The sequence below is a fragment of the Kitasatospora sp. NPDC002543 genome, from assembly GCF_053594915.1.
Map to the genome: position 1 here is coordinate 1 of NZ_JBSFWR010000040.1, position 23,329 is coordinate 23,329.

Annotated in this window: 19 protein-coding genes; 6 read left to right on the forward strand and 13 right to left on the reverse strand. The window is 75.3% G+C overall.

Annotated elements, in window-relative coordinates:
* Positions 1–177: 177 nt before the first annotated feature.
* Positions 178–981: an inositol monophosphatase family protein gene (locus ACWD4P_RS18720; RefSeq protein WP_449780299.1), complete on the forward strand. Its 804-nt coding sequence runs from the start codon at positions 178–180 to the stop codon at positions 979–981.
* Positions 982–1,081: 100 nt separating this feature from the next.
* Here the strand turns inward: ACWD4P_RS18720 and ACWD4P_RS18725 are convergent, their stop codons facing one another.
* The 4 genes from ACWD4P_RS18725 to ACWD4P_RS18740 form a co-directional block, all read right to left on the reverse strand.
* The gene (locus ACWD4P_RS18725) at positions 1,082–2,497 is read right to left on the reverse strand and encodes a pyridoxal phosphate-dependent decarboxylase family protein (RefSeq protein ID WP_449780341.1); all 1,416 of its coding nucleotides are present in this window, start codon (positions 2,495–2,497) and stop codon (positions 1,082–1,084) included.
* Positions 2,498–2,610: 113 nt separating this feature from the next.
* On the reverse strand, positions 2,611–4,086 hold the full coding sequence (locus ACWD4P_RS18730; protein WP_449780300.1) for a diaminobutyrate--2-oxoglutarate transaminase family protein: 1,476 nt from the start codon (positions 4,084–4,086) through the stop codon (positions 2,611–2,613).
* Between the two features lie 156 nt (positions 4,087–4,242).
* Entirely contained in the window at positions 4,243–4,971 is a 729-nt protein-coding gene (locus ACWD4P_RS18735) for a response regulator (RefSeq protein WP_449780301.1), read from the reverse strand.
* Positions 4,968–6,854 (reverse strand): sensor histidine kinase, encoded by a 1,887-nt coding sequence (locus tag ACWD4P_RS18740; protein ID WP_449780302.1) that lies wholly within the window; start codon positions 6,852–6,854, stop codon positions 4,968–4,970. Before ACWD4P_RS18740 ends, ACWD4P_RS18735 begins: the two co-directional genes overlap by 4 nt.
* Positions 6,855–7,088: 234 nt before the next feature.
* Here ACWD4P_RS18740 and ACWD4P_RS18745 point away from each other — a divergent pair, with 234 nt between their 5' ends.
* Positions 7,089–8,519 (forward strand): cation:dicarboxylate symporter family transporter, encoded by a 1,431-nt coding sequence (locus ACWD4P_RS18745; protein WP_449780303.1) that lies wholly within the window; start codon positions 7,089–7,091, stop codon positions 8,517–8,519.
* A gap of 191 nt (positions 8,520–8,710) precedes the next feature.
* Here ACWD4P_RS18745 and ACWD4P_RS18750 read toward each other — a convergent pair whose 3' ends face one another.
* Both ACWD4P_RS18750 and ACWD4P_RS18755 read right to left on the reverse strand, forming a co-directional pair.
* Positions 8,711–9,733 (reverse strand): hypothetical protein, encoded by a 1,023-nt coding sequence (locus tag ACWD4P_RS18750; RefSeq protein ID WP_449780304.1) that lies wholly within the window; start codon positions 9,731–9,733, stop codon positions 8,711–8,713.
* A 114-nt stretch (positions 9,734–9,847) separates the two neighbouring features.
* Positions 9,848–10,459, reverse strand: a complete 612-nt coding sequence (locus ACWD4P_RS18755) for an RNA polymerase sigma factor (protein WP_449780305.1) — start codon at positions 10,457–10,459, stop codon at positions 9,848–9,850.
* A 328-nt stretch (positions 10,460–10,787) separates the two neighbouring features.
* On the opposite strand from ACWD4P_RS18755, the gene ACWD4P_RS18760 reads away from it, so the two are divergent.
* On the forward strand, positions 10,788–11,159 hold the full coding sequence (locus ACWD4P_RS18760) for a hypothetical protein (protein WP_359819340.1): 372 nt from the start codon (positions 10,788–10,790) through the stop codon (positions 11,157–11,159).
* A gap of 204 nt (positions 11,160–11,363) precedes the next feature.
* On the opposite strand, the gene ACWD4P_RS18765 is transcribed toward ACWD4P_RS18760, so the two are convergent.
* The 7 genes from ACWD4P_RS18765 to ACWD4P_RS18795 form a co-directional block, all read right to left on the reverse strand.
* Complete coding sequence (locus tag ACWD4P_RS18765; protein WP_449780342.1) at positions 11,364–11,936, reverse strand: GTP-binding protein; 573 nt, start codon at positions 11,934–11,936, stop codon at positions 11,364–11,366.
* A 133-nt stretch (positions 11,937–12,069) separates the two neighbouring features.
* Positions 12,070–12,417, reverse strand: a complete 348-nt coding sequence (locus tag ACWD4P_RS18770) for a DUF742 domain-containing protein (RefSeq protein ID WP_449780343.1) — start codon at positions 12,415–12,417, stop codon at positions 12,070–12,072.
* A gap of 125 nt (positions 12,418–12,542) precedes the next feature.
* Positions 12,543–12,953 (reverse strand): roadblock/LC7 domain-containing protein, encoded by a 411-nt coding sequence (locus tag ACWD4P_RS18775; RefSeq protein WP_449780306.1) that lies wholly within the window; start codon positions 12,951–12,953, stop codon positions 12,543–12,545.
* A complete protein-coding gene (locus tag ACWD4P_RS18780) occupies positions 12,950–15,886 on the reverse strand; it encodes a sensor histidine kinase (protein WP_449780307.1) in 2,937 nt (978 codons plus the stop codon). Before ACWD4P_RS18780 ends, ACWD4P_RS18775 begins: the two co-directional genes overlap by 4 nt.
* A 124-nt stretch (positions 15,887–16,010) precedes the next feature.
* Complete coding sequence (locus ACWD4P_RS18785) at positions 16,011–16,889, reverse strand: MHYT domain-containing protein (RefSeq protein WP_449780308.1); 879 nt, start codon at positions 16,887–16,889, stop codon at positions 16,011–16,013.
* A 378-nt stretch (positions 16,890–17,267) separates the two neighbouring features.
* A complete protein-coding gene (locus ACWD4P_RS18790) occupies positions 17,268–18,710 on the reverse strand; it encodes a cytochrome P450 (protein ID WP_449780309.1) in 1,443 nt (480 codons plus the stop codon).
* Positions 18,711–18,925: 215 nt separating this feature from the next.
* Positions 18,926–19,993: an RNA ligase (ATP) gene (locus ACWD4P_RS18795; RefSeq protein WP_449780310.1), complete on the reverse strand. Its 1,068-nt coding sequence runs from the start codon at positions 19,991–19,993 to the stop codon at positions 18,926–18,928.
* Positions 19,994–20,321: 328 nt separating this feature from the next.
* On the opposite strand from ACWD4P_RS18795, the gene modA reads away from it, so the two are divergent.
* The 3 genes from modA to ACWD4P_RS18810 all read left to right on the forward strand — a co-directional run bounded on the left by modA (position 20,322) and on the right by ACWD4P_RS18810 (position 23,288).
* Positions 20,322–21,158, forward strand: a complete 837-nt coding sequence (modA, locus tag ACWD4P_RS18800) for a molybdate ABC transporter substrate-binding protein (protein WP_449780311.1) — start codon at positions 20,322–20,324, stop codon at positions 21,156–21,158.
* 89 nt (positions 21,159–21,247) lie between these two features.
* Positions 21,248–22,054 carry an ABC transporter permease gene (locus ACWD4P_RS18805; RefSeq protein ID WP_449780344.1) on the forward strand — a complete coding sequence of 269 codons (807 nt, stop codon included), beginning with the start codon at positions 21,248–21,250 and terminating at the stop codon, positions 22,052–22,054.
* Positions 22,055–22,211: 157 nt separating this feature from the next.
* Entirely contained in the window at positions 22,212–23,288 is a 1,077-nt protein-coding gene (locus ACWD4P_RS18810) for an ABC transporter ATP-binding protein (RefSeq protein WP_449780312.1), read from the forward strand.
* Positions 23,289–23,329 lie beyond the last annotated feature (41 nt).

Below are 23,329 nucleotides of genomic sequence, written 5' to 3' on the forward strand. Positions count from 1 at the left end.
GGGCCCAGCCCCGCAGGTCGGCGGCGAGCTTCCAGCCGAGGTTGGCGGCGTCCTGGAATCCGGCCGTCATCCGTCGCCCTTCATCCGTCGCCCGCCGTCCGCCGGCGCCCCACTGGTCCGCCGCCGCCCCGTTCCTCCACTCGTGGGAGAGTGGTAGGCAGCGAAGGGAGCGCGAACGTGCTGATAGACAAGGTGGCGGAGATACTCGCCGAGGCGTCGGCCGAGGCGGTTGAGCCGCGCTTCCGGGCGCTGGCCGCCGGCGAGGTGATGGAGAAGGCGCCCGGCGAGCTCGTGACGGTCGCCGACCGTGAGGCCGAGGCGATCATCGCCCGCCGACTGCACGAGCTGCTCCCCGTCCCCGTGGTGGGCGAGGAGGCCGTCGCCGCCGACCCGGCACTCGCCATGGCGCTCCACGACGAGCCCGCCGCCTGGCTGGTCGACCCGGTGGACGGCACCGCCAACTTCGTGGCCGGCAGACCCGAGTACGCCGTGATGTGCTCCCTGGTCCGCTCCGGCCGGACCGTCGCCTCCTGGATCTGGCAGCCCGCCACCGCCACCGCCTACTGCGCCGAACTGGGCTCCGGCGCCTGGCGCGACGGCGTCCGTCTGAGTCGCCCTCCGGCACCGAAGGACGTCTCGAAGCTGCGCGGCTCGGTGAAGAGCCGCTACCTCGACGCCGAGCACCGCCGCCGGCTCCAGGACAACGTGGCGTCCTTCGGCGAGATCTCCGCCGGTCGGCACGCCGCCGGGATCGAGTACCCGGACGTCGTCGACGGCCGCTCCGACTTCGTCCTCTACTGGCGCACTCTCCCCTGGGACCACGCCCCGGGCTCCCTCCTGGTCACCGAGGCCGGCGGCGTCTCCGCCCGCCCGGACGGCACCCCGTACCGCCCGGAGGCCCCCGGCTGCGAGGACGGCCTCCTGGTCGCCGCCGACCCCGAGACCTGGGAGCTCACCAGGTCGATCCTGCTGGCCGGCTGACCCCGGCCCCGGCCGCCCGGACTCCCCGGCCCGAGCACCCCCACGCCGAGCACCCCGGCACGCGCACCCGCGGCCGGCGAGCACCGGCCCCCCGGTCGCCCTACCCCGCCCGCTCTCCCGCCACCTCGCGGCCGGCGCCCACCACGTCCCGCAGCAGCGCGCCGACCTCACCCACCGTGGTGTGCGGATTCAGCAGCGTGAGCTTCAGCCGGACCCGGCCCGGCCCGTCGCCCGGCAGTTCGGTGCGGCCGACCACCGCCCGGCCGGTGCGCAGCAGCAGCCGCCGCAGCCGGCCGTTCAGCTCGTCCAGCGCCGCCTCGTCCGTCACACCGGGCGGCCGGTAGCGGAAGAGGACGGCGGTGAGCACGGGCTCGGTGTGGAGTTCGAGCGCCGGCTCGGCGCGCACGGCGTCGGCGGCGGCCCGGGCGAGGTCGTGGCAGGTGTCGACCAGCCGGCCGAGCCCGTCGCGGCCGAGGGTGCGCAGGGTGACGGCGAGTTTGAAGGCGTCGGCCCGGCGGGTGGTGCGCAGCGAGCGGCCGAGCAGGCTGGGGTAACCGGCCTGCTCGTCGTCGACCGGGTTGAGGTACTCGGCGCGCCGCGCGAGCGACACGTAGGTCTCGGCGCGGCGCACCAGGAACACCCCGGCCGCGGCCGGCTGCCAGCCGAGCTTGTGCCAGTCGAGGGAGACCGAGTCGGCGCGGGCGATGCCGTCGAGCAGCGGGGCGAGCCGGTCGGAGAGCAGCGCGCCGCCGCCGTACGCGGCGTCCACGTGCAGCCAGGCACCGTAGCGGCCGGCGAGGTCGGCCGCGGCGGCCAGCGGGTCGACGGCTCCGGTGTCGGTGGTGCCCGCGGTGGCGACCACGGCGATCGGGGTCCGTCCGGCCCAGCCGGCCTCGGCCATCGCCCGCTCCAGTTCGTCGGCCCGCATCCGCAGCCCGCGGTCGACCGGGACGGGGATGACGGCCCGCTCGCCGAGGCCGAGCAGGGCGGCGGCGCGCTGGACGGAGAAGTGCGCGGCCTCGGAGGCGAGGATGCACGGCCGGGGCCCGACCGGGATGCCGTCCAACTCCACGATGCCGTCGAGCTTCTGGTCGCGCGCCAGCATGAGCCCCATGAGGTTGGACTCGGTGCCGCCGGAGGTGAGGACGCCGGCGGAGCGCTGCGGGTCGTAGCCGACCAGTGCGGCGAGCTCGGCGAGCAGGGCGCTCTCCAGGGCGGTGGCGGCGGGGGCCTGGTCCCAGGAGTCCTGGGAGGGGTTGAGGGCGCTGACCGCGAGGTCCGCCGCGACGGCGACGGCCAGCGGCGGGCAGTGCAGGTGGGCGGCGCAGGCCGGGTCGGCGGGGTCGGCGGCGCCGTGGGCGAGGAGCTCGGTGAGCCGGGCGAGGGCTCCGGGGCCGTCGGCGGCGGCCAGCGCCTCGTCGACGAGTGCGGCGAGTTCGGCGGGGCTGCCGGCCGGCAGCGGTCCGGAGCGCGTGGCGGCGCCGGTCTCCAGGGCGTCGAGGACGGTGGCCAGCAGCGGGGCGAGGGCGCCCGGTCCGGACGCGCCGCCCGCGAGGGCGTTCGCGGCGGGGCCGTTGCCGGGAAGGCCAGCGGGTTCGTTCCCGGGGAGGCCGGCGGCGCCGGGCCCGCTCACCGGTTCCCCCGCACGGTCCGCGCACCCGCCGGGCCGCGCTCCGGCGCGCTCGCCACCCCGCCGCCCGGTCCGCCGCCCGGTCCGTCCGGTCCGCCCGGTCCGCCCGCGGAGGCCACCGCGATCGCCTCCGCCAGCCGGTCCAGCACCGCCGCCACCTGCTCGTCCGTGATGGTGAGCGGCGGGAGCAGCCGCAGCACCGCGTCGTGGCGCCCGCCGAGTTCGACGATCAGCCCCCGCGCCAGGCAGGCTTCCCGGACCCGGACTGCGAGCGCCGGGTCGGCCGGCCGGGCGCCGCACGCGTCGGGCTCGGCGGCCGGGTCGACCAGTTCGACGCCGAGCATCAGCCCGCGGCCGCGCACGTCGCCGATCATCGGCAGTTCGACCGCGAGTTCGCGCAGCCGGGCGGCCATCCGCTCGCCGACCACGCCGGCCCGCTCGGCCAGCCCGTTCGCCGCGACGTGGCGCAGCGTGGCGGCCCCGGCGGCCATGGCCAGGGTGTTGCCGCGGAAGGTGCCGGTGTGGGCGCCGGGCCGCCAGCCGTCGTAGTCCTCGCGGTACACGACGACGGCGAGCGGGAGGCTGCCGCCGATGGCCTTGGAGAGGACCATCGCGTCCGGGACGATGCCGCTGTGCTCGATCGCCCACATCGCGCCGGTGCGGCCGACTCCGGTCTGCACCTCGTCGACGATCATCGGGATGCCTCGCTCGGCGGTGATCCGGCGCATCGCGCGCAGCCAGCCGTCGGGCGCGGGGACGACCCCGCCCTCGCCCTGGACGGCTTCCAGGATCATCGCGGCGGGCGCCACCACGCCGCCCGAGGGGTCGTCCAGCAGCCGTTCCACGTAGGTCTCGGCGAGGTCGGTGCCCGCCGCGCCACCGACCCCGAACGGGCAGCGGTAGCCGTACGGGTAGGGCAGCCGGGCGACCTCACCGCCGCTCGGCAGCGGTTCCTTGACGGCGACGTTGCCGGTGAGCGCCAGGGCGCCGGCGGTCATTCCGTGGTAGGCGCCGGTGAAGGCCAGCGCGCCGGACCGGCCGGTGGCGGTCTGCATCAGCTTGAGCGCGGCCTCGACGGCGTCCGTGCCGGCCGGTCCGCAGAAGTGCACCCGGGCCCGGGCGGCGAACTCGGCCGGCAGGCTCTCGAACAGCGCGCTGGTGAAGTCGTCCTTCTCGGCGGTGGCGAGGTCGAGCAGGTGCAGGGGGGCGCCGCTGTCGAGGGTGCGGCGGATCGCCTCCAGCACCACCGGGTGGTTGTGGCCGAGGGCGAGCGTGCCGGCGCCGGAGAGGCAGTCCAGGTAGCGCCGTCCGTCGGCGCCCTCGACGGTCATGCCGTGGGCGCGGACCGGGACGATCGGGAAGGAGCGGGCGTAGGTTCTGGCGGCGGACTCGCGGACGCGCTGACGGCGCAGGATGGCCTCACCGGCTGCCGGGGCTCCGGAGGCGGCCTGGACGGGTACGGCTGCGAGCGACACGAGAAACCCCCAGGGGAAGTTAGGTTAGCCTAACTTTACTGCCCTTGACCTGCTGGAACGCCCCGGGGGTCGCAGAACCACCCGGGCGAGTGAACCTCCCCCGGTTCCGCCAACGAGCGTCGCGCGAAAAGGTAACGGCCCGGTCCCCGAAACCCCTCAGGACCGGCCCCTCCACCGATAACAGAGCTCCGGCCGTCCGACGCTCCCGTACTGCGGCTCCCGCACCGCGCACCCCGTCTCCACCAGGTGCTCCAGGTAGCGCCGCGCGGTGATCCGCGAGACCCCGGCCGCCGCCCCCGCGGCCGCCGCCGACAGCCCGGTGGCCGCCTCCCGCAGGACCGAGGCGACGGTGTCCAGGGTGGGCGCGCTCAGCCCCTTGGGCAGGGTGCTGCGCTCCGGTGTGCGAAGCAGGGCGAGCGCCTGGTCGACCTCCTCCTGGCCGGTCGCCTCGCCGGTGCGCCCGAGGCTGTCGCGGTAGCGGGCGTACCGCTCCAGGCGGTCGTGCAGGGCGGCCGCGCTGAACGGCTTCAGCAGGTACTGCACGACACCCGCCGACACCGCCTGCCGGACCATGGCGAGGTCGCGCGCCGAGGTCACCGCGATGACGTCGGTCCCGTGGCCGGCCGCGCGCAGCGTGCGGCAGAGCTGGAGCCCGTGGCCGTCCGGCAGGTAGAGGTCGAGCAGGGTGAGGTCGACGGGCGTCCCGGCGGCGCGGGCCCGGTCCAGGAAGCGGAGCGCTTCGGCACAGCTGTGGACCGTCCCGGCGACGCGGAAGCCGGGCTCCCGCCCGACGTACAGGGTGTGCGCGGCCGCGGCCACCGGGTCGTCCTCGACCACCAGGACGGCGATGCCCGCACCGGCGGCGGTGTCGGCGGCGCCGCTCACAGCCCGGCCCCTTCCCGCTCTCGACCGGCGGACCCGCCGGGACGGCCGGCGGGTCCGCCCGGCTCTGCCGCCCCTGCCGATCCTCCCGGCTCACCGGGCTCACCGCCGGGCCCTCCCGGCCGCCCTGCCAGCGGCAGCCGCACCGTGAGCACCGCCCCGCGGTCGCGTCCGACCTCGACGGTGCCGCCGTGGCGCCGGGCGGCCTGGGCGACCAGTGCCAGCCCGAGCCCGTGCCCGCGGCCGTCCCGCTTGGTGCTCCAGCCGCGCCGGAACACGTCCTCGACCGCGCCCGGGTCTATCCCCGCGCCGGTGTCGGCGACCCGCAGCAGCAGGCAGTCGCCGGACGGCCCCGCGGCGCCGCCGTCAGGGCGGCCCCGGCCGTCGGCGTCCCGGCCCCCGGCGTCCCGGTCGTCCGCGATCCTCGCCGTGACGGTGACCTCCGGCGGGACGGGGCTCTCGGCCGCGCCGGCGATGGCGGCGTCCACGGCGTTGTCGATCAGGTTGCCGAGCACAGTGATCAGGTCGCGGGAGCCGAGCCCGGGCGGCAGCACCCCGTCGTCGATCCGGCTGTCCTCGGTGAGCGTCAACTCCACGCCCCGTTCGGCGGCTTGGGCCGCCTTGCCGAGCAGCAGCGCGGCCAGCACCGGCTCGCTCACCGCCGCGACCACCCGGTCGGTGAGCTGCTGGGCGAGTTCGAGCTCGGCGGTGGCGAACTCCACCGCCTGTTCGTGGCGGCCGAGTTCGATCAGCGAGACCACCGCGTGCAACCGGTTGGCGGCCTCGTGCGCCTGCGCGCCGAGCGCCTCGGTGAAGCCGCGGACCGAGTCCAACTCGCCGCTCAGCGACTGGAGTTCGGTATGGTCACGAAGGGTGATCACCCGGCCGAGACCGGTACCGGTTCCGATGGTGGAGGTGTTCAGCACCACGACCCGTTCGGCGGTCAGGTGCACCTCGTCCCGGACCGGGTCCGCCCGCAGAACGGCCGCCACCAGCGCCTCCGGAAGGTCGAGCTCCGCCACCGGGCGACCATCCAAGTCGCCTTCCAGGCCGAGCAGTTCACGGGCGGCATCGTTGCACAGCACCACCCGGTGCGAGCGGTCCAGCAGGACCAGCCCCTCGCGCACCGCGTGCAGGGTCGCCTGGTGGTACTCGTAGAGGTGGCTCAGCTCGTCCGGCCCCATCCCGTGGGTGTGCCGCCGCAGCCGGGAGTTGGCGAGGTAGGTGCCGACGCCACCGAGCGCGAGCGCGGCGACCGCCACCCCGACCAGGGCGAGCAGCGGACCGCTCAGCTGCGCGGAGATCGACTGCACCGTGAGGCCCGCGCTGACCAGCGCCACCACCCGGTGCCGGTCGTCCAGGACGGGGGTGACCACCCGCACCGAGGGGCCGAGCGTGCCGGTGTACGTCTCGCTGCGGGTCTGCCCGGCGAGCGCCCAGTCGATGTGGCCGAGGTAGAGCCGGCCGATCTGCTCGGGCAGCGGATGGGTCCAGCGCACGCCCTCGGTGTCCATGACGGTGATGAAGGAGACCCCGGTGTCGGCCCGCACCTGCTCGACGTACGGCTGGAGCACCGCGGTCGGGTCCGGGTCGCCGACGGCCGCCCGCACGGACGGCGAGTCCGCGACGGCGTGCGCGACTGCGGTGACCTGGCGGCGGGCGGAGTCCTCGGCGCGGTCGGCGGTGAAGAGGTACGCGAGCACCGCGCCGCCGGCGACCACGGCGGCGACGATCACCACCTGGACGACGAACAGCTGCCCGGCCAGGCTGCGGACCAGCCGCCGGGGCAGGCGTCGAGGCAGGCCTCGGGCCGGGCGCCCGGGCCCGCGGCCCGTCGGCCGGTGCGAACGGCGGCGCGGGGCGGTGGGGGCGGTGCGCTCGGACATGCCTGCCAGTGTGCACCACGCTCCGGGACACCCCCGGGGCCCGTCCGGCCACCGCCTCCGGGGCCCGTCCGGCCCGCACCGCCGGCCCGCACTGTTCGCGGGCCGGGCATCGGGGCCGCCCGCACGGTTCATGAACTCTATGAACGCAAACGTGACCTGCGTCACCTCCGGGCCCATAGTCGGAGCGGCCCATCCCCCGGGGCCACCCAGGACTGCACGGCAAGGGAGCCGCAGATGTCGATCGCTGGAGCCGCCGCGGCGGCGGGACCCAGACGCAAGGACCGGACCCACTACCTCTACATCGCCGTGATCGCCGCGGTGGTCGCGGGTGTGGTGGTCGGCCTGGCCGCCCCCGGTTTCGCCGTGGAGCTGAAGCCGGTCGGCACGGGCTTCGTCAATCTGATCAAGATGATGATCAGCCCGGTAATCTTCTGCACCATCGTCCTGGGCATCGGCTCGGTGACCAAGGCCGCGAAGGTCGGCAAGGTCGGCGGCCTCGCCATCGGCTACTTCCTCGCCATGTCGACCGTCGCCCTGGCCATCGGCATGGTCGTCGGCAACCTCCTGGAGCCCGGCGGCGGCCTGCACCTGACCGCCGCGCTCGCCAAGTCCGGCCACGCCCAGGCGGCCGCCGGCGGCGCCCAGTCGACCACCGACTTCCTGCTCGGGATGATCCCCGAGACCCTGTTCTCCGCCCTTACCCAGGGCAAGGTGCTCCAGACCCTCCTGGTCGCCCTGCTCGCCGGCTTCGCGCTCCAGGCGATGGGCCCGGCCGGCACGCCGGTGCTGCGCGGGATCGAGCACCTCCAGCGGCTGGTCTTCCGGGTCATGTCGATGATCATGTGGGTCGCGCCGATCGGCGCCTTCGGGGCGATGGCCGCCGTGGTCGGCGCCACCGGCACCGCCGCGCTGAAGAGCCTGGCCGTCATCATGATCGGCTTCTACGTCACCTGCGCGCTGTTCGTCGTCGTGGTGCTGGGCGCGCTGCTGCGCCTGGTCGCCGGGGTCAACGTGTTCGCGCTGCTGAAGTACCTCGGCCGCGAGTTCCTGCTGATCCTCTCCACCTCCTCCTCGGAGAGCGCGCTGCCCCGCCTGATCGCCAAGATGGAGCACCTGGGCGTCAGCCGCCCGGTCGTCGGCATCACCGTGCCGACCGGCTACAGCTTCAACCTCGACGGCACCGCCATCTACCTGACCATGGCCTCGATCTTCATCTCCGAGGCGATGGACAAGCCGATGTCGCTCGGCGAGCAGCTCTCGCTGCTGGTCTTCATGGTGATCGCGAGCAAGGGCGCGGCCGGGGTCACCGGCGCCGGACTGGCCACCCTCGCGGGCGGGCTCCAGTCCCACAAGCCCGCGCTGGTGGACGGGGTCGGCCTGATCGTCGGCATCGACCGCTTCATGTCCGAGGCCCGCGCGCTCACCAACTTCGCGGGCAATGCCGTCGCGACCGTGCTGATCGGGCACTGGACCGGCGAGATCGACGCCGAGCGCGCCCGACGGGTGCTGGCCGGCGAGCTGCCGTTCGACGAGCTGACGCTGGTCGACACCCACGCCGCGTCGGACGGCCCCACCGCGTCGGACGGCCCCACCGCGCCGGACGGCCCCACCGCCGACGCGCCCCAGGCCGTCCCCGCCCAGGGCACCGCCCCCGCCGGGGTCTGAGCCCGGCAGCACCCCCGCACTCCCCCGGTTCGGCGCCTCCCACCAACCCCCGGAAACGGCGCCGGACCGGGGGTCTTCGCGTCCTCGCGCTCAGGCCCGGGCGGCGTTCCCGGCCGTCCGACGTTCCCGGGCGTCCGGCGTTCCCGGCCGACCGACGCGCCCGGCCCGGAGGCCCCGGGTCGGCTCGCGCGTCACAGCTCCTGCGAACCGCTGAGCACCCAGGCCACCCCGTCGGCCGGATCCTCCAGCGCGACGTGCAGGTGGTGCAGTCCGGCCGAGGGCTCCTGCCAGGTGAAGCAGCGCATCCGGGCCACCAGCGCGTTCACCTCGCCCCGCTCGACCCCGCCGACCCCCACCGGGCCCTCCGGGCTCTCCGGACCGTCCGGCCCACCGTCCGCCCCGGCCATCGCGGCCAGCGCCCGCCACAGCCCCAGCCTGCCGTGCGCAGAGCCCTGCGCCCGCCCCACCGCCGCGGACCGCACCAGCGCCGGGTAGACCAGCGTGAACGGCAGGTACCCGCCGACCACCCGCCGGTCGCGGGCCAGCAGGGCCGCCGCCGCGGGGGCCTGACCTCGGACGCAGGCCGTCGCCGCCCACGGCGCCAGCTCGCCCAGCCCCGTCAGCGCCCGGACGACCCGGGGCCCGTCCGGCCGACCGACCGACGGCGCCACCGGAGGCAGTTCCACCTCCCCCAGGCCCTCCCGGCTGGCGGGCAGGGTCAGCAGCGCGCTGCGCGCTCCCCCACCCGGCAGGTACTCGCGCACCCGGCCCGCCTCCTCCCATCCCGCCGCCTCCCACGGTTCCAGGCGCATCGGCACGCCCTCCGGGTCGGGCTCGGCCCCGAACGGGAGGTCCTCGCCGAGCAGCGCCCGGGTGTGTGCGACCAGCCGCCGCACCGGGCCCGGGCCGAGCAGCGGGGCCAGCCGCAGCCAGGAGTGCCGGGTCGCCAGCACCTCCCAGAGCGGGCCGGCGTCGTGGTCGTCCACGCCCGCGGCCGTCCCCGCGCCGCCGTCCCGGTCGAACAGCCGGACGGCCAGCTCGGGTGGCGCCGCGTAGGCGATCAGGTGGCCGAGCGGCGCCGTCAGCGCGGCCGCGGCCTCCTCGCCCGCCTCCGCGCTCGCGGCCGCCCGGCCCAGCCGGTAGGCGGCGAGCAGCTCGGACCAGCGGCCGTCCTCGGCCAGCGCGCGCAGGCGGTCGTCCCCGTACGTGATCACGTTTCGCAGGGTACGGGCCGGGGCGGCGCAGCAGCCGACTTGCCGTCGGTTCGGTGCGTCGGGGCGGCGGGCGTGCGCCCGCCTCCGCCGCCGCCGGTCCGCCCGCGCCCCTGGTCACGCCCCCTTTCGCACCTGCCACCCCGTCGCTCCGTCGAGCCCCTCCTCCCACGCGCGCTCCCGCTCCCATCCGTGTTCGCGGTCGCATTCCCGGTCGTGCCCCCTTTCGCGCTCCCGTTCGCGCTCCTGCTGGAGGACGGCGCGCAGCCGGCCGTGGGCGCGGCGCCGGGTGACGGCCAGGGTGCTGCGGTGCAGGCCGAGCAGTTCGGCGGCCTCGTCGATGCTGTAGCCGTCGAGGTCCACCAGCACCACGGCACGGGCCTGCTTGGCGGTCAGGAAGCCCAGCAGGCGGAGCACCTCCCAGCGCGCCTGCAGCTCGGCCATCCCGCCGGCCCTGGGGTCGAGCGCCCCCCGGTCCCGCTCCCCGGCCTCGCCCGCCTCCGGCACCTCGGGCATCGGCACCCGCCGGCGCTCCCGGCGCCACTGGTCGCGCAGGATGTTCACCATGGTGGTGAACGCGTAGGCGTACGGCTGCGGATGGCCGAGGAAGCGCTCCGGCCGACGGGCGATCCGGAGGTACGCGTCGTGGACGACGTCCCCGGCGCCGAGGGGACCACCGGCGAGGGCAGCCGCCGCCTGCTGGAGTCTGGGTAGAAGATCCGTGAACACCCGGTTGAATTCGGCCGATTGATCGTCGCTCCCGCTCGGATCGAATCCCCTTCCCCGTCCGCCGCCCGCACTTCGACCGCTGCGATCCGCCATGCCGCTCTCCCCGGAATCGGCACTCCGAGCACCCGGTTCGCGCTGGCCACACGGGGCGCGGGCCAACCGGATGACTTGTGACACAGGTCACATCATAGTTCGTCGTCTCACCCTGCGCAGTCAATCGTGTGCAACACGTCACCGACCGCGCGGGAGGCGGGAATTCACACCACACGGACATCCCGGCGGCCGGAGCACCGCGCTCGACGAGAACCACTCAGCAAGGAGAACCACCGTGCGAGGCTGCATCACCAGGAAGATCGCCACGTTCGGACTGGCCGCCACGGCCGCCCTGGGCGTGCTCGGGACCACCGCCCCGCCGGCCGCCGCGGCGACGGTCCGGACCCGGACCGCCACTCCGGAGTCCACCGAGACCTGGAACACCGTCGCGTCCGCGACCTACCACTGCGTCATCACCGCCAACTACGGCTGGCGGTGGGAGGGCCACTGCAACGTCTACTCCGGGCGACTGCGCACCATTACCTACTGCGCCAACGGCACGTCCACCACCGGGCTGTGGATCGGCGCGCGACCGGAGGCCTGGGCGGTCTGGGGCAACTGCTCGGGATCCACCTGGACGCGGATCGTGTTCCAGTGGCACAGCTGAACCGCCGACCGCCTGACCGCTCGACCGCCGCCAGGAGCGCCGGAACCGCCGCCACGAGGGCCGCCAGGAGCGCCGCCAGGTCCTGACAGCTGACAGCTGACAGATTTCGAAATCTGTCAGCTGTCAGCTGTCATTTGCACACTGTCCGTCCGCCGGCGCCGCCCGCACGCCTCTTTCTCGGCCCACCACCGCGACCCGCCCACCTCAGCCCACCGGCGCGACGTCCGCGAGCAGGCGGGCGGCGTGCACCCGGCCCGCGTGCTCAACCAGGTTGATCAGCACCTCCTTGCCCGAGGCCCGGCGGCGCGCGTCGCACAGCAGCACCGGCGTGCCCGCGTCCAGGTCCAGTGCGCGGGCGACCTCCTCCGGGCCGAACTCCCGCGTCCCGGAGAAGCGGTTCACCGCGACCACGAACGGGATGCCCCGGTGCTCGAAGAAGTCGACGGCCGGGAAACAGTCGGTCAACCTGCGGGTGTCGGCGAGCACCACCGCACCGAGCGCCCCCTGCGCCAGCTCGTCCCACAGGAACCAGAACCGGTCCTGCCCCGGCGTGCCGAACAGGTAGACCGCCAGCCCCTCGCGAATGGTGATCCGGCCGAAGTCCATCGCCACCGTGGTGGTGGACTTCCGCTCCACACCGTCCAGGTCGTCCGTCCCGCGCCCGGCCTCGGTCAGCCGCTCCTCGGTGCGCAGCGGGCGGATCTCACTGACCGCGCCGACCAGCGTCGTCTTGCCGACTCCGAAGCCGCCCGCCACCAGGATCTTGAGCGAGAGCACGGTGCCGTCGGGATCCTCGGCGCCGAAGGGGTCCGGGCCGCCGGACGGGTCGCGGGCGTCGTACCGGTCGGCCGGGTCCGGCCCGGTGGACGGGTCCGGCCCGGTGGACGGGTCGAGGGGTTCGGACGGGTGGTCAGAGTGCGCGGAGTCCACGGATGACCTCCTGGAGGATGCGCTCGTCGGGGAGCAGGGCGGGCGGGACGGGACGGCGGACCCGGATGAGCCCGGCCGCCAGCAGATCGCCGAGCAGCACCCGCACGACGCCCACCGGCAGGTCGAGGTCGGCGGCCAGCTCGGCCACGGACAGGGGGTTGCCCCGGCACAGCGCGAGGATGTGCGCCTGCTCCGGGCCGACCGGCGGCTCCGGCACGTCCGGCGCGAGCGTCGGGTCGGGCAGCTCGGTGACCACCACGGCGATCAGGTCGAACTGTCGCTCCCCGGCCCCGGTGCGCCCGCGGGTCATCGCGTACGGGCGGACCAGCGGACCGGCCTCGTCGTCGTACCAGCGGGCCCGGTGGGCGGCCGCGAGCGGGTTGCGGGGCTGTCCGTCGGGTGCGGCCCTCGGGTGCTCGGGATGTCGCCCCCGGTGCGGGCGGGGCACCGGGCTCACCGGCCGCCCACCGCCCGTGGCGGGGCACTCAGATGCTCGCCGACCCGGCGGACCAGCCGGGCCATCTCGTAGGCGACCAGGCCGAGGTCGGCCCGGGCGGTGGCGAACACGGCGAGGCAGGTGCCCTCGCCGGCCGCCGCGACCAGCAGGTAGCCGCCCTCCAACTCGACCATGGTCTGGCGGACTTCACCCGCGCCGAAGTGCCGGCCGGCGCCCTTGGCCAGGCTGTGGAAGCCGGAGGCGACGGCCGCCAGGTGCTCTCCGTCCTCCCGCGCCAGGCCGGCCGAGGTGCCCATGGCCAGGCCGTCGGCGGAGAGCATCACGGCGAAGCGGAGCTCGGGGGCGCGCTGGACCAGTTCGTCGAGGAGCCAGTTCAGCTCCCCCGCGCGGTGGGTGGTGGCGATCACGGACGCTCTCCTTCGGGTCGGGACGGGTGTTGGGGGTGACGCGCCCGCGGCGGCTGCGGAGGGTCGGCGGGCTGCCCGTCCCGCCGACGCTCCGGGGTCAGGCCGCGCGCCCATCCGCTCTGGAAGGCGGACATCGCCGCCCGGGCCTCCTCCGGGCTGCGGCCCGCGACACCGAGGCCGTCACCGGAGCCGGGCCCGGCCGGGGCGACGGCCGCCGCAGCCGCAGCCGTACGGCGGTGACCGTGCGCGGACGGGCGGGCCGGGGCCTCGCGCAGCTGCGGCATGAGGCTCGCCTGGCGAGTCCGGCGCGGCAACTCCTCGGGGCCCGGGTCGCCCCGGTGACCGCCGGGCCCGTGGCCCTCCGAGTCCGGTCCGGGCACCGGCTCCGATGGACGTTCCGTCCGGTGCGGCGCCGCGCCGTACGGCTGCGCCGGCCCGGACCGCGGACGGGCGGCCGCACCCGCGCCCCCGTCCGCAGCCGGGCCGGCCGCCCGGGCCGCGGAGGCCCGGAAGGGCGTGCGTCGTACCGGCCCGGGGGCACTGCCCCGGACACCGAACGGCAGCAACGCCCCACCCTCCGGCGGCGGCCCACCCACCGCCGGAAACCCCTCACCCGCTCCGCCGCGCGGGTGCTCCCGGTGGCTCGGGTCACCGGTCGGATCACCGGTCGGGGTGCCGCCCGAGACACCCGCCGGCTCCTGCGCGTGGCCGTGCACCGGCGCGAACTCCCGCTCCGGGCCGCCGTACCGCACCCCCTCGGCGGTCCCGGACCCGGCCCAGGCCCCTGACTCGGTCCCGGACGCGGTCCCGGACGCGGCGGACAGGGGTGCGACCGGCTCGCGGCCGTACCACACGCCCTCCTCCTCCAGCCCGGCCTCCGTCCCCAACTCCGCGTCCAGCCCCGCCTCCGACGCCGCCGTCTCGTCGGCCAGCAGCGTGGTCGGCAGCAGGACCACCGCCGTGGTGCCGCCGTACGCGGAGGTCACCAGCGAGACCTTGACGTCCTGCCGCCGGGCGAGCCGGCTGACCACGAACAGGCCGAGCCGGTCGCTGTCGAAGAGGTCGCTCTGTTCGGCGGCAGAGATCCGGCGGTTGGCCGAGTCCAGCACCTCCGGCCCCATGCCGAGGCCGCGGTCCTCGACCTCCAACGCGAAGCCGTTGCCGACCCGTTCGCCCCGGATGTGCACCCGGGTGTGCGGCGGGGAGAACCCGGTCGCGTTCTCGACCAGTTCGGCCACCAGGTGGGTGAGGTCGGCGACGGCGTGGCCGACCACCGCGGCGCGCGGCAGCGGGTGGACCTCGACCCGGGCGTACTCCTCGACCTCGGAGACGGCCGCGCGCACCACGTCCACCAGCGGGACGGGCCGACGCCAACCCCGCCCGGGGGCGGCTCCGGAGAGGATGATCAAGCCCTCGGCGTGGCGGCGCATCCGGGTGGTGAGGTGGTCCAGCCGGAACAGGTCCGCCAGCTCGGACGGGTCCTCGGTGCGGCGCTCCATCGCGTCCAGCAAGGTGAGTTGGCGGTGTACCAGGACCTGGCTGCGGCGCGCGAGGTTGACGAACACGCCGGAGACGCCGGAGAGCACCTCGGCCCGCTCGACCGCCGCCGTGACGGCCGCCCGCCGCACGGTGCCCAGCGCCCGGTGCACCTGGCCGATCTCGTCCCCCCGCTCGACCGGCAGGGGCGCCTCGGCCTCGATGTCCACCTCCTCGCCCGCCCGCAACTTCCGCATGGTGGAGGGAAGTTTGCGACCGGCCAGGTCAAGTGCCGAGTTGCGCAGGCCGATCAGCTCGGTGACCAACCCGCGCCCGATCTGCACCGAGATCACCAGCGAGGCCACCACACCGATCAGGCCGAGCAGCACGGCCATCCCGGCCGGGGTGAACAGGCCGAGGGCGTACGGGTCCTGACGCTCGGCGGCGAGCCGTCCGGCCCGGTCCTCGACGGCCCGCAGGGCACCCGCCGTGTTGCCCGCGACCATCGCCCAGCGGTCGGCCGGCACCGCAGCGACCGCCGTCCGGCCGTCGGCGGCAGCCCGTACCCGGTCCTCGTACCCGGCCAGTTCACGGTGGTCCGGTCCGCCGGTGACGGCGAGCAGCGCCTCCCGGTCGGCGGGACGCAGGTCGGCGGCGGCGCCCTGCTCGAACTCGCGCCGGGCGAAGGCCGCGCCGGAGAACTCCCGCAGCTGGTCGTCGGCGAGCCCGCCGGACAGCTGGGCGGCGCGCAGCAGGGCGTCCTCCCGGGCGAGCAGTTCGCGGGACCGGGCCAGCTCAAGCAGCACCCGCGCGTCGGAGGCCTCCCGAGGGGCCTGCAGGGGCGTGACGGCGCCGGCTGCGACGAGCGCCCGGTCCACCGCCTCGCCGTACACCGCGTACGCCTCGGGCCAGCCGACACTCCTGGCCAGGACTCGGTCGCGCAGCGCGGGCAGCACCGCGAGCGAGCCGCCGAGGGCGTCCAAACGGGCGGCCGCGTCACCGCCCAGCCCCTGGGCGTCGGCACGGTTGTAGCCCTGGTCGGGTCGGCGGACGTCCGGGAACAGCGGGGTGAGCGCCCGGTCGGTGGCCGCCGCCGCCTCGCGCAGGGCGCTCTCCCTGGCAGCGGTGGGGACGGCCGACGGTGCGGCCAGCAGTTGACCGGCGGCGGTGCGTTCGGCCTGCAGCCCGGCGACCGTCTCCGCGACGGGGGTGAGCAGCGTGCGCTGGGTGTCGCGCTGGCGCATCAGGCTCCAGACGCCCTGGGCGGTGGTGACGGTGGCGAACCCCCACAGGGCGATCACCGAGACGACCGGGACCATCAGCAGGGCGATGATCCGGGCGCGGACGGTCCGGGGTCGCAGCCCACGCAGCCACGGGCCGGGCCGCGGCGTACGGGCGGGCGGCCCGGCGTGGGCACCCCGACGGGTACCGGGGGCGGTACCTCGGTCTTCTCGCATGGGTGAGGGGCCTTTCGGGCGGGGAGAGCGGGCGGGGCGGGCCGGCGCGGAGGCGCGGGCGCGAAGTCGTAGGCGGGGGGTGTGGCGGGGGGGGCGTGGCGGGGGGGGTGGCGGGGGCGCGGGCTCAGGCGGCGCGGCCGTGCCGCTCGCCGTCGGGCCGGCCGGCCCCGTCCGGGCTGGGTTCGGACCGGGCGGGCCCCGGGGCGTCCGTCCCCGGGTGCGGGGGTTCGGCGGGGAACTCCTCGACGACCGGCCCGCCGGCCTCCCGGTAGCCGGCCCGCTCCTGGACGGTCGGCGAGAGCGCCACGAAGGCCGAGGCGAGGAAGAGGAACGAGCCGAGGCCGACGGCCAGCGGGAAGACGAACTCCATCGGGCTGGCCCCGCCGAGACCAGTGCGGGTCGGCTCCAGCCGGACGTGGACGGCGGCCATGCCGGTGTAGTGCATGCAGCTGACGGCGAGGCCCATGCCCATCGCGGCGGCCGCGGCCGCGTACACGTTGCGGATGGTGACGGCGGCCCAGAGCGCCGCGGTGGCGGCACCGACGGCGACGAGCACGGACAGCGCGACCGTTCCGGCGTCGTAGCGCAGGCCGCCGTGCATCCGGAGGGCGGCCATGCCGAGGTAGTGCATCGCGGCCACGCCGAGGCCGGTGGTGACGCCGCCGGACAGCAGGGAGAGACCGCGGTGCCGGCCGTAGCAGACCACGGTCAGGCCGAGGCCGGTGACCAGCACCGCGACCACGAGGCTGAGCACGGTCAGCGGCACGTTGTAGCGCAGTTCGGTGCCGTCGACGGTGAAGCCGAACATGGCGACGAAGTGCATCGTCCAGATGCCGGAGCCGATCGCGGCGGCTGCCGTGACCAGCCAGTTCCGCCGGGCCGGGCCGCTCGCGGCCAGACCGCGCAGTGTGCAGCGCAGCCCGAGGGCCGCGCCGGCGCAGGCCATCAGGTACGAGAGGGCGGGGGTCAGCCAGCCGAGGCTGAGATGGTTGAGGGTGCCCATGGGACCTCCGGTCGACCGGTCGGGCCCGGGGGCGGTACGCGGTGCGCCCGGGCTCCCCGGGCCGGGCGGACTGCATACGAATGGCATATGCCAACCGCATGTGCGCTTCCGGCCTGGGGTGCGTGGGACGCTATCGAGGGTCCGGAATCGGTCAGACAAAGATCTGAAAAGCTGCCCGCGAGGCTCGGATGGTGTGTTCGGATGAAGGGGTCCTGTGCCCGGAGGTCCGCGGGCGCGGCGAACACATGACAGCGGACAGATGACAGAGTCTGAAATCTGTCATCTGTCCGCTGAACTCTGTCAGTTGCACCCCGTCCGCCGAACAGCACCGGTCACCGACCGCCAGTTGTCGACAGCTTCCCGCCGGCCTCTCCCCCGTCAGCCCTTCGCCGTGACCCTGATCCGCATCGGGCTCGCCGCCCGCAGCGTGATCCCCTGGGCGAGCGCCACCCGCCGGTCCACGGCCTCCACCTCGAAGTCCCGCAGCAGCACTCCCAGCGCCAGCACTGCTTCCAGCATCGAGAAGTGCTGCCCGATGCAGGCCCGCGGCCCGCCCCCGAACGGGAACCACGCGTAGCGGTGCCGGATCCGCTCCGCCTCCGGCAGGAAGCGGTCCGGGTCGAAGCGCTCCGGGTCCTCCCAGTGGTCCGGGTGCCGGTGGGTCACCAGCGGCGCGACGACGACCTGCGCCCCCGCCGGTATCACGTACCCGTCGATGACGGTCTCCTCGACCGCCCGCCGCCCGCCCAGGGCCGCCGACGGGTAGAGCCGCATCGCCTCCTTCAGCACCCGGGTGATGTACGGCAGCGCGTCCAGGTCCGCCGCCGTCGGCGCCCGCCCGGTCAGCACGACCCGCGCCTCCTCCCGGGCGATCCGCCGCTGCTCGGGGTGCTTGGCCAGCAGGTGCAGCGCGAAGGCCAGCGCGGTGGCCGTGGTCTCGTGCCCGGCGAGCAGGAACACCAGGACCTGGTCGCGGAGTTCGGTCGGGTCCAGCCGCCCGCCGTTGTCGTCGCGGGCCCGCCCGAGCAGGGTGAGCAGGTCGTCCGCGCCTTCGTCGCCACCGTCCCGCGCTGCCCGTTCGGCCCGTTCGGCCCGTTCGGCGATGATCCGGTCGCAGACCCCGTACAGCGCCCGCTGGGCCTCGGCACCGCGCCGGTTGGCGGGGGTCGGCCAGGTGCGCGGCAGGCGGACCGGAGCGTAGCCGCGGTCCTTCACGTACTCGCCGAGTATCGGGAAGCTGCGGTGGACCACCGCCACGGCCTTCTCCACGTCGGCGCCGAACAGGATGCGCGCGACCGCCCGCAGTGCGAACCGGGACATCTCCTCCGCCGCGTCCACCACCCCGCCGGGCACCGCCCGCCAGCGGTCGGCGAGCGACTGCGCCTCCTGCGCGAGCGCGTCCGCGTAACCGTCGACCCGGCGCCGGGTGAACAGCGGCTGTATCATGCGGCGTTGGCGCTGGTAGACGGCATCCTGGCTGGTCAGCAGCCCGTTGCCGACGCTGCTGCGCAGTTCGTCGTAGAAGGGGTCCTCCTTGCGGAAGTTGGCCGCCTCGCCGGCCAGCACCTGGCGGACGCCCTCCGGCGAGAACACCCCGTAGAAGTCGGCCCGCAGCCCGGGCGGCCCGGCCTGGAAGCGCACCACGTCGCCGTGGTCGCGCCGGGCCGCGAGATAGCTGCGCAGCGGGCGGCGGGTAAGGTCGAACAACGATCCGACCAGGGGGTTCCCGACCGGGACGGGTATCGCGGAGGTGGGGGCGGGCACCGGGCGGGGGGCCGGTACGAGACCCGGGTCGGGGACGGGCATGACTTCGGTGGCCATCGGCACTCCTTCTGTTCAGGGATGCGCCCGCCGCCTCTGGCGACGGGCAGCCGGCACCCGGGTCGAGCCGCGCCCGGACCTGCCCGGCCGGAGCAACCGCACCGCCGGAGCAACCGACCCGTCGGACCAACCGGCCTGCCGGCCTGCCGACGCAACCGAACCGCCGAACCGGCCGGACCGGTTGGGCGGCCACCCGGCCCGGCCCCGGACCCGTCTCACTCGTACTCGGTGCCCCCCTTGCGGGTCAGGTAAGCATCGCCGACCACCTTGACGATCGCCCGCCCGCCGAGCGCGGGACTCCAGCGCTCGGCGACCGGCCGCACCACCACGCCCTCGCGCACGTGCAGTTGACGTCCGGAAACGGTCTCCCTGCCCCGGGCGAACCCCAGCACGGTCTCCGGATCGAACGGCCCGCGCCACAGTTCCGGAACCAACGGCAGTTCTCCGTCCAGGAGTTCGACTGCCGACAGCCAGTTCAGCCGACCGTCCACCACGGCCGACACGTCGAAGGCCGCGTAGCCGGGCCGCTCGGTGCGCGCCGAGGCGCCGTAACTCAGGTCCTGCACGCCCTCGCCGAAGACCTCGCCGAAGATGCCGACCCGCTCGGCCCCGAGGCGCTGCGCCAACCGGGCCGCCACCGCCGGGATGTCGTACGCGCGCACCGCCCGCCAGTAGAGGTTGCGGGTGGACTCGGCCAGCGCCAGCCCCTGCGCTCCGATGCCCTTGGAGGACACCCGCACCTCGCCGGTCGCCGCGACGTACGTGACCAGGCAGCAGCTGCCGTGCAGCTTCTCGGTCAGCACCACCGGCTCGCCGGGCTCGAAGACGTCGGGGTAGCGCTTGAGGTTCTCGATGTCGACCCAGGGCAGCAGGTCCGGTGCGCTGACCACGTCACCGCTCATCGACATCGGCACCGGCGGCTGCCACTTGACGACCCCGAGCAGCTCGGCGAAGTCGTCGCCGCGCTCGGCCGCGGCAGCCAGGTCGACGCCGGACAGGGCGGCGGGCCGGCAGACGATGCCCTGGGACAGCTCGCCGCGCAGCCGCACCGCCTTCACCCGGTTCGCCCGGGCCCCGGCCAGCTTGCCGGTCAGGCCCAGTTCCTCGATCAACTCCTCGGGGAGCACGGACTGTTCGGGGATGTAGACGGCGTGCTCCCCGGTCCGGTACGCGCCCTTCGCGACCACCGCCAGGTAGAGGCCGACCTGGGCGAGTTCCAGGGCGTCGGCGTTCGGGTGCTCCAGGACGATCAGCTTCTCCGCGGTGACGCGCAGCGTGGACATGGACGGACTCCTCCCCTTGGTTCGGCCGCGGCGGCGCATCCGACCGACCCGGCCGCGTGTACGGACGGCGACCACTCTGGCCGTTCCACGGCCGCCGGCGCGACGCCTTTTCCGCGCGCCCCGGGAGCGCCACCAGCCCCCTGCCCTCTCCCCGCCGGGCCCGTTCGCGCCATCCCACAACAGCCCGGAGCCCCGCGGCAGCCCGGCCCTGTGCGAACCGACAGGGGATTTATCGCTCGCATTTGCGGCACTATGATCGCCGTAATGGCCGCACCTGCGACCAGTCCCTCGCGCCCCTCCCGGCGCGCACCCCGGAGGGGAAGCACCGATGAGCACCCGTACGCCCACCACCCGCAGGCTCTCCGTCGCCGCCGTCGTGGCCCTCGCACTCGGCCTCGGGGTCACCGCCTGCGGCAGCGACGGCGGCACGTCCTCCGGTTCCACCGCCTCCTCCGGCGCCTCCGCCGCCGGCAGCGGCGTGCCGAAGGCCTCCGGTACGGTCACCGTCTTCGCCGCCGCGTCGCTCAAGGAGACCTTCACCGAGCTCGGCAAGAAGTTCGAGGCCGCCAACCCGGGCACCAAGGTCACCTTCAACTTCGGTGGCAGCTCCAGCCTCGCCACCAGCATCAACTCCGGCGCGCCCGCCGATGTGTTCGCGGCCGCCAGCCCTGCCACCATGAAGACGGTGGCGGACGCGGGCGGCGCCAGTGGGCAGCCGGTGAACTTCGTCAGGAACACCCTCACCATCGCCGTTCCCAAGGGCAACCCCAAGCACATCGCGGGGCTCAAGGACCTCACCGCCTCCGGCGTCAAGGTCGCCCTGTGCGCGAAGGAGGTGCCGTGCGGGGCCGCCGCCCAGACCGCGCTCAAGGCCGCCGACCTCAACCTCACACCGGTCACCCTGGAGCAGGACGTCAAGGGCGCGCTCACCAAGGTCGAACTCGGAGAGGTCGACGCGTCCCTGGTGTACCGGACCGATGTGCGGGCCGATGCTGCGAAGATCGACGGCGTGGACTTCCCCGAGGCCGACAAGGCCGTGAACGACTACCCGATCGCCGCACTCGCCAAGGCCCCGAACAAGGGCGGCGCCGCGGCCTTCGTCGCGTACGTCCAGTCGCCCGAGGCCAAGCAGGTGCTGACCGCGGCGGGCTTCCAGGCGCCGTGAGCGACCGCACCCCCGGCTCCGGGGCGACGCACCCGGGCCGGGACCATCACCCGCAGGACCGTCACCCGCAGGGCCGGCCGCCGCGAAGCCTGCGCCCGCGAGGCCGGCGCCCGCGAACCAGCCGCGTCCCCGTCACCCTGCTGCTCCCGGCGCTGCTCGGACTGGCGTTCCTGATCCTCCCGCTAGCCGGCCTGCTGGTCCGGGCGCCCTGGAGCGGCCTGTCCGAGCAGCTCACCAGCACCGCCGTCTGGGACGCGCTGCGCCTGTCGCTGATCAGTGCGACGGCGGCCACCGCGGTGTCGCTGGTCCTCGGCGTCCCGCTGGCCTGGCTGCTCGCCCGCACCGAACTGCCCGGCCGACGGGTGATCCGGGCGCTGGTCACCCTGCCGCTGGTGCTGCCCCCGGTGGTCGGCGGTGTGGCACTGCTGCTGGTGCTCGGGCGGCGCGGCATCGTCGGCTCCTGGCTGGACTCGGCGTTCGGGATCACCCTGCCGTTCACCACCACCGGGGTCGTGATCGCCGAGGCATTCGTGGCGATGCCGTTCCTGGTGATCAGCGTCGAGGGCGCGCTGCGGGCCGCCGACCCCCGCTACGAGGAGGCCGCCGCGACCCTGGGCGCCTCCCGGCTGACGGCGTTCCGGCGGGTCACCCTGCCGCTGATCGCCCCGGGCATCGCCGCCGGGGCGGTGCTGGCCTGGGCCCGGGCGCTCGGCGAGTTCGGCGCGACGATCACCTTCGCGGGCAACTTCCCCGGCCGCACCCAGACCATGCCACTGGCCGTCTACCTGGCCATGGAGTCCGACCCGCAGGCGGCCATCGCACTGTCGCTGGTCCTGCTGGCGGTCTCCGTGGCCGTCCTGGTCGGCCTGCGCGACCGCTGGCTGTCGACGCCGTGACCCCACCCGCGCGCATCCCTCCGGACGGCCGCCCGAGCACGCCCCCGGCACTCCCCCCGGCACCGCTCCCGACGTCCCCGGCACCTTCCCGGACACCTTCCCGGACGCCGAGGACACCGGACAGACCCGAACCGCCGACCACCTGGACGCCGCCCCGATGAGCACGGACAGCCGCCCCGAACCTGCCCTGGACGCCCGCCTGCGGGTCGAGCGCGCCGCGTTCGCCCTCGACCTGGCCCTCACCGCCGCCCCCGGCGAGGTGGTGGCCCTGCTCGGCCCCAACGGCGCCGGCAAGTCCACCGCCCTGCGCGCCCTCGCCGGACTGCTCCCGCTCACCGGCGGCCACCTGCGCCTGGACGGACGACTCCTGGAGGATCCGGCCCAGCGCGTGCACACCCCGGCCGAGGAGCGGCCGGTCGGCGTGGTGTTCCAGGACTACCTGCTGTTCCCGCACCTCAGCGCGCTCGACAACGTCGCCTTCGGCCCGCGCTGCCAGGGCCGTCCCAAGCGCGAGGCGCGGGCCGAGGCGGCCGGCTGGCTGGAGCGGATGGGCCTGGCCGAGCACGCCTCGGCCCGCCCAGGCCGGCTCTCCGGCGGCCAGGCGCAGCGGGTGGCGCTCGCCCGCGCCCTCGCCGTACGCCCCCGGCTGCTGCTGCTGGACGAGCCGCTGGCCGCCCTGGACGCCCGCACCCGGCTCGAGGTCCGGGCCCAACTTCGGCGCCACCTGGTCGAGTTCGAGGCGGTGGCGGTGCTGGTGACGCACGACCCGCTGGACGCCATGGTGCTGGCCGACCGGCTGGTGGTGATCGAGGACGGGCGCGAGGTGCAGTCCGGCAGCCCTGCGGACGTCGCCCGGCGACCGCGCACCGACTACATCGCCCGGCTGGTCGGGCTCAACCTGTACCAGGGCCGGGCCGAGGGCACCCGGGTCACGCTCCCGGACGGCACGGTCCTCGCCACCACCGACGAGTTGGACGGCCCGGCGTTCGTCGCCTTCCCGCCCTCCGCCGTGACGCTGTACCGGGAGCGGCCGCAGACCAGCGCGCGCAACCTGTGGCAGGCCGAGGTCACCGGGCTGGACCTGCACGGCGACCAGGTCCGCGCGGAACTGGTCGGCGACCTGCCGATGGCCGCCGACCTCACCCCGGCCGCCGTCGCGGAGCTGGAGCTGGCACCCGGCGTCGCGGTCTGGGCCTCGGTCAAGGCGACCCAGGCGCACGCCTACCCGGCCTGACGGCCTGCCGCCCCGTCGGCCGACCGGCCACCTGTCGCATC